General features: G+C 65.2%; 9 protein-coding genes. 4 read left to right on the forward strand and 5 right to left on the reverse strand.

Going from position 1 to position 11,156, the window contains the following annotated elements:
• Window positions 1–30: 30 nt before the first annotated feature.
• The 5 genes from E1N52_RS34585 to gatC form a co-directional block, all read right to left on the reverse strand.
• Window positions 31–810, reverse strand: coding sequence for an exodeoxyribonuclease III (locus tag E1N52_RS34585; protein ID WP_133188313.1), 780 nt, complete (start codon window positions 808–810; stop codon window positions 31–33).
• 86 nt (window positions 811–896) lie between these two features.
• Window positions 897–1,733, reverse strand: coding sequence for a PPK2 family polyphosphate kinase (locus E1N52_RS34590; RefSeq protein ID WP_133188315.1), 837 nt, complete (start codon window positions 1,731–1,733; stop codon window positions 897–899).
• Window positions 1,734–1,897: 164 nt separating this feature from the next.
• On the reverse strand, window positions 1,898–3,373 hold the full coding sequence (gene gatB, locus E1N52_RS34595; protein ID WP_133188317.1) for an Asp-tRNA(Asn)/Glu-tRNA(Gln) amidotransferase subunit GatB: 1,476 nt from the start codon (window positions 3,371–3,373) through the stop codon (window positions 1,898–1,900).
• Window positions 3,374–3,375: 2 nt separating this feature from the next.
• Window positions 3,376–4,866 (reverse strand): Asp-tRNA(Asn)/Glu-tRNA(Gln) amidotransferase subunit GatA, encoded by a 1,491-nt coding sequence (gatA, locus tag E1N52_RS34600; RefSeq protein WP_133188319.1) that lies wholly within the window; start codon window positions 4,864–4,866, stop codon window positions 3,376–3,378.
• A 191-nt stretch (window positions 4,867–5,057) separates the two neighbouring features.
• Entirely contained in the window at window positions 5,058–5,357 is a 300-nt protein-coding gene (gene gatC, locus E1N52_RS34605; RefSeq protein WP_028203206.1) for an Asp-tRNA(Asn)/Glu-tRNA(Gln) amidotransferase subunit GatC, read from the reverse strand.
• Window positions 5,358–5,787: 430 nt separating this feature from the next.
• On the opposite strand from gatC, the gene E1N52_RS34610 reads away from it, so the two are divergent.
• From E1N52_RS34610 to mrdA, 4 genes are all read left to right on the forward strand, one after another.
• Entirely contained in the window at window positions 5,788–6,831 is a 1,044-nt protein-coding gene (locus E1N52_RS34610) for a rod shape-determining protein (protein WP_004189550.1), read from the forward strand.
• A gap of 191 nt (window positions 6,832–7,022) precedes the next feature.
• Entirely contained in the window at window positions 7,023–8,153 is a 1,131-nt protein-coding gene (mreC, locus tag E1N52_RS34615; RefSeq protein WP_133188321.1) for a rod shape-determining protein MreC, read from the forward strand.
• Window positions 8,153–8,665, forward strand: coding sequence for a rod shape-determining protein MreD (mreD, locus tag E1N52_RS34620; protein WP_069264625.1), 513 nt, complete (start codon window positions 8,153–8,155; stop codon window positions 8,663–8,665). Before mreC ends, mreD begins: the two co-directional genes overlap by 1 nt.
• Window positions 8,666–8,766: 101 nt before the next feature.
• On the forward strand, window positions 8,767–11,156 hold a 2,390-nt coding region (mrdA, locus tag E1N52_RS34625), incomplete at its 3' end, for a penicillin-binding protein 2 (RefSeq protein WP_246089333.1).

Below are 11,156 nucleotides of genomic sequence, written 5' to 3' on the forward strand. Positions count from 1 at the left end.
AAGCGGTTTCACAGCGCGCCGCGGTGAGCGTCAGCTCTTGACCTTGTAGTCGTAGTCGATGGTCAGCGGCGCGTGGTCGCTGAACTTGATGTCCTTGAAGATCGACGTCTTTTTCGCCTTGTGCGCAATGCCGGGCGTCGCGATCTGATAGTCGATACGCCACCCCACGTTCTTCGCATACGCCTGGCCGCGGTTGCTCCACCACGTGTATTGCTCGGGGCGCGGGTCGAGCGTGCGGAACACGTCCACATAGCCCACGTCGTCGAAGAGGTTCGTGAGCCATGCGCGCTCTTCGGGCAGGCAGCCGGAGTTCTTCTGATTGCCCTTCCAGTTCTTGATGTCGATTTCCTTATGGACGATGTTCACGTCGCCGCACAAGATCACTTCGCGCTCGCGCTTGAGTTCCGCGAGATGCGGCATGAATTCGTCCATGAAGCGGTACTTCGCGGCCTGACGCTCTTCGCCGCTCGAGCCCGAAGGCACGTACACCGAAATCACCGAGAGCTTGCCGTAGCGCGTTTCCACATAGCGCCCTTCCGGGTCGAACTCTTCGCTGCCAAAGCCAATGATGACGTCGTCGGGCTCGTGGCGTGAATAGACGCCCGCGCCGCTATAGCCCTTCTTCACTGCATGCTGGAAGTAGCCCGTGAAGTCGTGCGGCGCGAGGAATTCGGGCGTCATGTCGTCCTGCGAGCACTTGATTTCCTGCACGCAGAGCACGTCGGCCTTCTGTTCGCCGAACCATTCGAAAAAGCCCTTCTTCGCGGCCGAGCGGATGCCGTTCAGATTCGCGGTAATCACACGCAACATGTCTTCTTTCCTCTTGATTGTGCGTTGCCTCGCAAGGCGCGCCGAACCGCAACTGCGCTGCGCCGCGCGAGGGAATACGGTCGGTCTCAGTCGATCTTGAGACCCTTGAGTTCGGCCTTGGCCGGCGGATATTCGAGCTTCAGACTTTCCATCAGACGCAGCAGCAGCTCGCCCACCATGACGTTACGGTGCGACTTCGAATCCGCTGGAATCACGAACCACGGCGCGTATTCCGTGGAGGTGGCCGCGAGCGCATCCTGGTACGAGGCCTGATAGGCGTCCCAGTGCTTGCGCGCTTCGAGATCCGACACGTCGAACTTCCAGTGCTTGGTGGGATCGTCGATGCGCGCCTGGATGCGGCTACGCTGCTCGTCCTTCGAGATATGCAGCATGCACTTGATGATCGACGTGCCGCTCTCGGCGAGCAGCGCCTCGAAATGGCGAATCTGCCGATAGCGGCGCTCGCATTCGGCCGTGTCGATCTGGCCAATCACGCGCGGCACGAGCACGTCTTCGTAGTGGCTGCGGTTGAAGATCGCCAACTCTCCCGCCCCGGGCACCTGTAGGTGCACGCGCCAGAGAAAGTCGCGCGCGGCCTCGATGGGCGTCGGCGCGCGAAACGGCACGATGCGCAGGCCGAGCGGATCGACCTCGTGAAACACGCCGCGGATCGTGCCGTCCTTGCCGCTCGTGTCCATGCCCTGCAGCACGAGCAGCACGCGCTGATGGCGCTGCGCGTGCAGACACTCCTGCAGCACGTCGAGCTTCTTGCCGATTGCGGAGAGACGGTCGCGGTCGCCGTCCTTGCTGCCGCTCGAGAACGGTTTCGCGGCGGGGTCGAGCGCGCTGAGCGAGAACGTCCCCGGCTTCTTTTCGCTGAAGTACGGCACGCGGTAATCGTCGAGACTCGGGACATGGGACATGCGTTGTTCTCCTCTCTCTCGTGAATACGGATGGCTTCAGAGGGCGGCGAAGCGAGCTGGCGCCATGGCGCTCGCCTGAAGCGGCAAGGCGGCGCCGCACTGCTACGCACGACGCCGCCTCGCTAGCATGCCCGAATCAGGCACTTTACCCAAACTGGCTAAGCTCAGCCCAGCTTCTTCTTCAGCAGCTCGTTGACCTGCTGCGGATTCGCCTTGCCCTTCGTGGCCTTCATGGCCTGGCCGATCAGCGCGTTGAACGCCTTTTCCTTGCCGGCGCGGAATTCTTCCACCGACTTCTGGTTCGCGGCGAGCACCTCGTCGATGATCGCTTCGAGCGCGCCGGTGTCCGAGATCTGCTTGAGGCCCTTCGCTTCGATGATGCGGTCGGCGGCGTCAACGTCTGCGGCCTTCTCGTCCCACATCGCCTGGAACACTTCCTTGGCGATCTTGTTCGAGATCGTGCCGTCGGCGATACGCGCAAGCAGCACGGCGAACTGCGCGGCCGAGACCGGCGAGTCGGCGATGTCGAGACCTTCGCGGTTGAGCTGCGACGAGACTTCGCCCATCAGCCAGTTGGCGGCGGCCTTGGCTTGTGCCGCGCCCGCCTTCGCCACGACCGCTTCGAAGTAGGCCGCCATCGCCTTGCTCGAGGTGAGCACGTTCGCGTCATACGGCGTGACGCCATACTGCTCGACGAAACGCGTTTGCATCGTCGCGGGCAACTCGGGCAACTCGCCCTTCACACGCTCGACCCATGCGGCATCGATTACGAGCGGCATGAGGTCGGGGTCGGGGAAATAGCGGTAATCGTGCGCGTCTTCCTTGCTGCGCATCGAACGCGTTTCGCGCTTGTCCGGATCGTAAAGGCGCGTTTCCTGCACCACCGTGCCGCCGTCTTCGATCAGCTCGATCTGGCGGCGCACTTCGTACTGGATCGCCTCTTCGAGGAAGCGGAACGAGTTCAGGTTCTTGATCTCGGCGCGCGTGCCGAATTCCTTCTGGCCGACCGGACGCACCGAGACGTTCGCGTCGCAACGGAACGAGCCTTCCTGCATGTTGCCGTCGCAGATGCCGAGCCACACGACGAGCGTATGCAGCGACTTCGCGTACGCAACCGCTTCGGCCGCGCTGCGCATTTCGGGTTCCGTGACGATTTCGAGCAGCGGCGTGCCGGCGCGGTTCAGGTCGATGCCCGTCATGCCCGCGAAGTCTTCGTGCAGCGACTTGCCCGCGTCTTCTTCGAGGTGAGCGCGCGTGAGATTGATGGTCTTCTCGTACGCTTCCTTGCCGGCCTTTTCGTTAGCCGGGACCTGGATCGTAATCTGGCCACCCTGCACGACCGGAATCTCGTACTGGCTGATCTGATAGCCCTTCGGCAGATCCGGATAGAAGTAGTTCTTGCGCGCGAAGATGCTGCGCGGCGCGATCGTCGAGCCGATCGCGAGGCCGAACTGGATCGCACGCTCCACGGCGCCGCGGTTCATCACCGGCAGCACGCCCGGCAGCGCGAGATCGACGGGGCAGGCCTGCGTGTTGGGCGCCGCGCCGAACTGCGTCGATGCGCCCGAGAAGATCTTCGACGCCGTCGACAACTGCGCGTGCGTCTCCAGACCGATCACCACTTCCCACTGTGTTGCCATGTTCATACCCCTGCCGGCGCCTTGCGATGCCAGTCGGTCGCGCGCTGGAAGGCGTCGGCGACCTGCAGCATGCGGGCCTCGTTGAAATAGTTGCCGACGATCTGCAGACCGACGGGTCGCTGCGCGTTCGCACCCGCGCCGAAGCCGCACGGCACGCTCATGCCGGGCAGGCCCGCGAGGCTCGTGGAAAGCGTGTAGATGTCCGCGAGGTACATCTGCAGCGGATCGTCGCCCTTGGCGCCGAGGTCCCATGCCACGCTCGGGGCGACCGGCCCCATGATCACGTCGCACTGCTTGAACGCTTCCTGGAAATCCTGCGCAATGATGCGGCGAATCTTCTGCGCCTGCAGGTAGTACGCATCGTAGTAGCCGTGCGAAAGCACGTACGTGCCCACCAGAATGCGGCGCTTCACCTCAGGGCCGAAGCCCTCGGCGCGCGACTTCTTGTACATGTCGAGCAGATCGCGGTATTCGGCGGCGCGGTGGCCGAAGCGCACGCCGTCGAAGCGCGAGAGGTTCGACGAGGCTTCCGCCGGGGCGATCACGTAGTACACGGGAATCGACAGCTCGGTTTTCGGCAGCGTGACTTCCACGAGCGTGGCGCCGAGCGATTCGTACGTCTTCAGCGCGGCGTCGATGGCGGCGCGCACGTCGTCGGCGAGGCCCGCGCCGAAGTATTCCTTCGGCAGGCCGATGCGCAAGCCCGCGAGCGGCTTGTCGGCACCGGCGTCCTGGCTCCACGTCTGGCCGATGAAGCGCGTGTAGTCCTCGTGCTCGTGCGTGAGGCTCGTCGAGTCGCGCTCGTCGAAGCCGCCCATGGCGTTCAGGAGCAGCGCGCAGTCGGTCGCGCTGTGCGCGAACGGGCCGCCCTGGTCGAGCGACGAGGCGAACGCGATCATGCCGTAGCGCGAGACGCGGCCGTAGGTGGGCTTGATGCCCGTCACGCCCGTAAACGACGCTGGCTGGCGAATCGAGCCGCCGGTGTCGGTGCCGGTGGCGGCGGGCGCGAGGCGCGCAGCGACGGCCGCGGCGGAACCGCCCGACGAGCCGCCCGGCACGGCCTTCGTGTCCCACGGGTTCTTCACGGCGCCGAAATGCGAGTTCTCGTTGGACGAGCCCATCGCGAATTCGTCCATGTTGGTCTTGCCGAGGCAGACCATGCCCGCGCGCTCGAGCCGCTCGACCACGGTCGCGTCGAACGGGCTCACATAGTTTGCAAGCATCTTCGAACCCGCGGTCGAGCGCCAGCCGCGCGTGACGAACACGTCCTTGTGCGCGAGCGGAATGCCCGCGAGCGGGCCCGCGTGGCCCGAGTGCAGGAGCGCGTCGGCGGCCTTCGCCTGGGCGAGCGTCAATTCGGGATTGACGTCGACGAAAGCGTTCAGGTCTTGGTGCGCCTCAATCCGGCCCAGAAAGTGCTGGGCCAGCTCGACTGCGGAGCACTCCTTCGCAGCCAGCGCGGCGCGCAGTTCGGTCAAGCTTTTGTCATGCATTGCGTGATTCCTGGAAGAACGTCACGGCGTGATCGAATTCAGTTCGTTGCGCCGTCCGGAAAGCGGCTCGACTAACGTTGGCAAACGTGTAGGCCGCTTCTCGGAAAACCCCGGAAATTCGGGAGTCCGCGCCTTTTCGAACGGTTCCGACGACTCGAAAGATTTCGAAATGGCGAAAAAATGCTGCGCGTTTACTCAATCACGCGCGGTACAAGGTAAAGTCCGTCCTGCACCGCGGGCGCGGGACGCTGAAGCGCTTCACGGTCCACGATTTCGGTTACGGCGTCCTCGCGCAGACGCAGCGCGACGTCCTCGATCTGCTCGATCGGGTGGGCGAGTGGGGCGATGCCGGTCGTGTCCACGGCCTGCATCTGCTCGACGAGGCCGAAGAAGTCGTTCAGGCGTTCGAGCGTATTGCCGGCTTCGGCGTCGGCCAGTTCGAGGCGCGCAAGATGCGCGATGCGCTTCACATCGTTCAGGGTCAGGGCCATGCGGTCACCGGAAAAAGAAGCTGCGGCAGTGCGGAAAATCGGTGCTGCAACAGCGGTTTATCGCGCCGGATCCGGTTGTGGAGGAAAGCTTCGATGAGGTCAAAAACTGCCTTCCGGATCCTGCAAAACAGGCAAAATTATAAGGTATCATTACGCGTTCGACCCAAACCCGGACCGCCTTGCAGCCGCCTTTCAGTTCTGTACGCAACACAATGCGGCCAGACAAGATCAAACGGGCGGCGCAGCCAGGCTGCCTCCGGTAATCATCCCCGCAGTCTCAGGCCCCTCGTGGCGCCCCTTGCGACGCCCTCCGCCGTGATTTCGGAGTGCTCTCGTGGCGGAGCTTGTCGCCCTGAGGCTGTTAATTTTTCCGCTGCCGCCCTCGCCCACGAAGCTGGAAGGACGGCCACAAGCGAGACAGGATTTTTGAATGTTCGGTTTTCTGCGTAGCTACTTCTCCAACGACCTGGCGATCGACCTCGGCACCGCCAACACCCTGATCTACATGCGCGGCAAGGGCATCGTCCTCGACGAACCCTCGGTCGTCTCCATTCGCCAGGAAGGCGGCCCGAACGGCAAGAAGACGATTCAGGCAGTCGGCAAGGAAGCCAAGCAGATGCTCGGCAAGGTTCCGGGCAACATCGAAGCCATCCGCCCGATGAAGGACGGCGTGATCGCCGACTTCACCGTCACCGAGCAGATGATCAAGCAGTTCATCAAGACGGCGCACGAGTCGCGCATGTTCTCGCCGTCGCCGCGCATCATCATCTGCGTGCCGTGCGGTTCGACCCAGGTCGAGCGCCGCGCGATCAAGGAAGCCGCGCACGGCGCGGGCGCCTCGCAGGTCTACCTCATCGAAGAACCGATGGCCGCCGCGATCGGTGCGGGCCTGCCGGTTTCGGAAGCCACGGGCTCGATGGTCGTCGACATCGGCGGCGGCACGACCGAAGTGGGCGTGATCTCGCTCGGCGGCATCGTCTACAAGGGCTCGGTGCGCGTGGGTGGCGACAAGTTCGACGAAGCGATCGTCAACTACATCCGCCGCAACTACGGCATGCTGATCGGCGAACAAACCGCCGAAGCCATCAAGAAGGAAATCGGTTCGGCCTTCCCGGGTTCCGAAGTCAAGGAAATGGAAGTGAAGGGCCGCAACCTGTCGGAAGGCATTCCGCGCAGCTTCACCATTTCGAGCAACGAAATTCTCGAAGCGCTCACCGACCCGCTGAACCAGATCGTCTCGTCGGTGAAGATCGCGCTCGAACAAACGCCGCCGGAACTGGGCGCCGACATCGCCGAACGCGGCATGATGCTCACGGGTGGCGGCGCGCTGCTGCGCGACCTGGACCGCCTGCTCGCCGAAGAAACCGGTCTGCCGGTGCTCGTGGCCGAAGACCCGCTCACCTGCGTGGTGCGCGGCTCGGGCATGGCGCTCGAGCGCATGGACAAGCTTGGCAGCATCTTCTCGTACGAGTAAGCGCGCCGCGCACCGCTACGCTCGCCCGCGGCGCGGCTTCGGCGTCGCCGCGCCACTGATGGCATGGCGGCGCGCGCGCCGTTGCGGCGTCCGCAACGGGGCGTCCTTCGGGGCGCCGAAGTTTCACACTTCGTTGTGCCCTCCGTTACACCCTCTGTTTCACCGAACCGCACACGCCCCCGGCGCCGACCATGGAATACAGTCCGCCGCCCCTCTTTAAACAGGGCCCATCGGCACTCGCACGGCTGATTTTCTTCGTCGTGCTGTCGCTCGCGCTCCTCGTCTCCGACGCGCGTTTCAAGACGCTCGAGGTCGTGCGCGGCGTGCTCGGCGCGGGTCTCTACCCGCTGCAACGCGCGGCCCTCGTGCCGCGTGACTTCTTTATGGGCGCCGCCGATCTGGCCGTGACGAGTTCGACGCTGCGCGCCGAAAACACGCAATTGCACGCGCGCAATCTCCAGCTTTCGCAGCAGGCCAACGCGGCCGCTTCGCTCGCCGCCGAAAACGCGCACCTGCGCGCGCTGCTGCAGCTCTCGCAGCGCATCGGCGCGCAAACCACGCCGGCGGACATCCAGTACGACACGCGCGACCCGTTCACGCAGAAGGTCGTGATCGGCGGCGGCTCGCAGCAGGGTATCCAGAACGGCTCGCCGGTATTGAGCGAGGACGGCGTGATCGGCCAGATCACGCGTGTGTTCCCCATGCAGTCCGAAGTTACGCTCGTCACCGACAAAGACCAGGCCGTGCCGGTCGAAGTCGTGCGCACGGGCCTTCGCAGCGTGATCTACGGCACGGCGAAGGGCGATCTGCTCGATCTGCGCTTCGTGCCGATCAGCGCCGATGTGCAAGTGGGCGACGAACTCGTGACGAGCGGACTCGACGGCATCTATCCGCAAGGGCTGCCGGTCGCGAAGGTGTTGCGCGTGGACAAGCAGGCCGACACCGCGTTCGCGCGCGTGGTCTGCCTGCCGATCGCCGCCGTTCGTGGGGCGCGCCAGGTGCTCGTGCTGCACTATGTGCCGCAGGTGCCGCCCAACCCGATCGCCGCCGAAGAAGCCGCTGCGGCCGCCGAGGCGAAGGACGCGAAGAAGAAGCCCGCCAAGCCCGCAGACAAGAAGAGCGACAAAAAAGCCGACGACGCGAAGGCGAAACCCGCGGCCGCCGCATCGGGTGCGACATCGGCCCCGGCGCAGCAGGCGAAGCCGGCAGCGAACACCGCCGCAGCGAACACCAAGCCGGCGGAGAAAAAGCAGCCCGAGAGAAGGCCCAAGGAGAGCCTGCGGGAAGAGGCAGCGAAGGCCGTTGAGCAAGGGGGCCATTGATGCCGCGTCCGCAATACATTCTCCAGCCGGTCAATCCGTACTTCATCGTTTTCAGCCTCGCGGCGGCGTTCCTTTTGAACCTGCTGCCCTGGGGCAAGCTGCCCGGCGTGCCCGACTTCGTCGCACTCGTGCTGCTGTTCTGGAACATTCACCAGCCGCGCAAGGTCGGCATGGGCGTCGCGTTCTTCCTCGGGCTCCTCATGGACGTCCACAACGCGAACCTGCTCGGCGAGCACGCGCTCGCGTACACACTGCTTTCGTATGGCGCGATCACCATTCACCGCCGCGTGCTGTGGATGTCGATCGGCCTGCAGATGTTCGCCGTCACGCCCATGCTGGTCGGCGCGCAGGTCGTGCCTTTCGTGATCCGCCTGCTGATGGGCGCATCGTTTCCTGGCTGGGGTTATCTCATCAGCGGCTTCGTCGAGGCCATCCTCTGGCCGATCGCGAGCGTGCTGCTGCTCCTGCCGCAGCGCCGCCCCGTCGATCCCGACGACACCCGGCCCATTTGAGCGGCGCGTCGCCCGCCGCTGGAAGACTCGCTTGACTACCTCTTACGCACCCCGGCCTGCCGTTCCTCGCGACTGGAACCGCGGAGCCTGGGTCTGACAGCATGACCGAATTCAAGGACACCCAGCAGCAGCTCACGAAGTTCCGCCTGCGCGTCGCGGCGGCGGGGCTGTTCGTGTTCGTCTGCTTCGGGCTGATCGCGTTCCGTTTCCTCTATCTGCAGGTCTGGAACCACAGCAAGTACTCGCTGCAGGCGGACGAAAACCGCATTTCCGTCGCGCCGATCGTGCCGAACCGCGGCATCATCACCGACCGCAACGGCGTCGTGCTCGCGAAGAACTACTCGGCGTACACGCTCGAAATCACGCCCTCGAAGCTCACCGACACGCTCGACAACACGATCGACGAACTCTCGACCGTGATTCCGATCGATGCGCGCGACCGCCGCCGCTTCAAGAAGCTGCTCGAAGACTCGAAGAATTTCGAGAGCCTGCCGATCCGCACGCGCCTCACCGACGACGAAGTCGCGCGCTTCACCGCCCAGCGCTTCCGCTTCCCCGGCGTGGAAGTGCGCGCGCGTCTGTTCCGCCAGTACCCGCTCGGGCCCACGGCCGCGCACGTGATCGGCTATATCGGCCGGATTTCGCAGCGCGACCAGGAGCGCATCGACGACCTCTCTGACAAGAACGACAGCGATCCCGAGCACTACGATCCGCGTCTGGACGCGAACAACTACAACGGCACCGACTACATCGGCAAGATCGGCGTCGAGCAAAGCTACGAAACCGAACTGCACGGCCTGACCGGCTTCGAGGAAGTGGAAGTGACGGCGGGCGGCCGCCCCGTGCGCACGCTCTCGCGCACCCAGGCCACGCCCGGCAACAACCTCGTGCTCTCGATCGACATCGGTTTGCAGCAGATCGCCGAGCAGGCCTTCGCGGGCAAGCGCGGCGCGCTCGTCGCGATCGAGCCTTCGACGGGCGACGTTCTCGCGTTCGTCTCGGCACCGAGCTTCGACCCGAACTCGTTCGTGGACGGCATCGACCAGCAGACCTGGGACGAGCTCAACAACTCGCCCGATCACCCGCTACTGAACCGTCCGCTGCACGGCACCTACCCGCCGGGCTCGACCTACAAGCCGTTCATGGCGCTCGCCGCGCTCACGCTGCACAAGCGCACGCCGCAGTGGGGCTTCTCCGACCCCGGCTACTACATGTTCGGCGGCCACCGCTTCAACAACGACGTGCGCTCGGGCCAGGGCTGGATCGACATGAACCGCGCGATCATGGTGTCGAACGACACCTACTTCTTCATGCTCGCGCACGACCTGGGCGTGGACAACATCGCGAACTTCATGAAGCCGCTCGGCTTCGGCCAGCTCACCGGCATCGACATCGCGGGCGAGGCGCGCGGCATCCTGCCCTCCACCGAATGGAAGCGCAAGGCGTACCGCAAGCCCGAGCAGCAGCGCTGGTACGAGGGTGAGACGATCAGCCTCGGTATTGGCCAGGGCTACAACTCGTTCACGATCCTGCAGCTCGCGCACGCCACGGCCACGCTCGCCGACAACGGCATTCTGATGAAGCCCCACCTCGTGAAGGAGATCGAGAATCCGATCACGAAGCAGGAGCGGCTCACGGTGCCGAGCGAAAGCGGGCGCCTGAACGTGAGCCAGGCCGATATCGACGTCGTGAAGCGCGGTATGGAAAACGTGACGATGAATCCGTCGGGCACGGCCTACCAGGTGTTCCGCAATGCGCCGTACACGTCGGCGGGCAAAACCGGCACGGCGCAGGTCTTCTCGCTGCAGGGCGGCAAGTACAAGGCGCATGCGCTCGCCGAAAATCTGCGCGACCACGCGCTCTTCATCGCGTTCGCGCCGGCCGAGAAGCCGCAGATCGCCGTCGCGCTGATCGTCGAAAACGGCGGCTGGGGCGCGCAGGCCGCAGGCCCGATCGCTCGCCGCGTGCTCGATTACTGGCTCGTCGATCGGCTCAAGCCGGGCGTCGAGCAGGCGGCCGTCAGTGCGGCGGCTTCGGCCACGGAAGAGGCGTCGGCGCCCGTGATCGGCGCGCCGCCGGAAGCGGCATCGGCGGCATCGGCGGCGTCAGCCGCCTCAGGCGCGTCGGGCGTTGCCCCGGCCATTCCGGCCGCACAGCCCGTGCGGGTCGCCGCCGGCTTCACGCCGCTGCCGATTCCCGGCGCGGCATCTGCGGCTGCGGCTGCTTCGGCCGCTGCTGCTGCGGCTTCGGAAGCCTCGGGCGCGGCCGCTGCTGCGCCTGCCTCCGCTGCGGCTGCCGCCTCCGGCGCGGCGGCGCGGCCCACGCCCGCCAGCAGCCCAGCCGGCAAGACTCGCAAGACCCGCCAGAACGTTAGCCCCGATGCGCCCGCCGCAACCGACGCCGTGAACGGCGGCACCGGCGGCGCGAACGGCACAGCCGATACGGGCGCAGCCCGCCCCGCGCCCGCCTCCGTGCCCCGCCACTTCGGCCC

Origin of the sequence: Paraburkholderia guartelaensis, from assembly GCF_004353905.1 — a bacterium.
Classification (GTDB): domain Bacteria; phylum Pseudomonadota; class Gammaproteobacteria; order Burkholderiales; family Burkholderiaceae; genus Paraburkholderia; species Paraburkholderia guartelaensis.

What these genes read in the sequence shown, in the direction of transcription:
- E1N52_RS34585 (WP_133188313.1), bottom strand. Translation starts at nt 810, where the DNA reads ATGTTGCGTGTGATTACCGCGAATCTGAACGGCATCCGCTCGGCCGCG.
- E1N52_RS34590 (WP_133188315.1), bottom strand. Translation starts at nt 1,733, where the DNA reads ATGTCCCATGTCCCGAGTCTCGACGATTACCGCGTGCCGTACTTCAGC.
- gatB (WP_133188317.1), bottom strand. Translation starts at nt 3,373, where the DNA reads ATGGCAACACAGTGGGAAGTGGTGATCGGTCTGGAGACGCACGCGCAG.
- gatA (WP_133188319.1), bottom strand. Translation starts at nt 4,866, where the DNA reads ATGCATGACAAAAGCTTGACCGAACTGCGCGCCGCGCTGGCTGCGAAG.
- gatC (WP_028203206.1), bottom strand. Translation starts at nt 5,357, where the DNA reads ATGGCCCTGACCCTGAACGATGTGAAGCGCATCGCGCATCTTGCGCGC.
- E1N52_RS34610 (WP_004189550.1), top strand. Translation starts at nt 5,788, where the DNA reads ATGTTCGGTTTTCTGCGTAGCTACTTCTCCAACGACCTGGCGATCGAC.
- mreC (WP_133188321.1), top strand. Translation starts at nt 7,023, where the DNA reads ATGGAATACAGTCCGCCGCCCCTCTTTAAACAGGGCCCATCGGCACTC.
- mreD (WP_069264625.1), top strand. Translation starts at nt 8,153, where the DNA reads ATGCCGCGTCCGCAATACATTCTCCAGCCGGTCAATCCGTACTTCATC.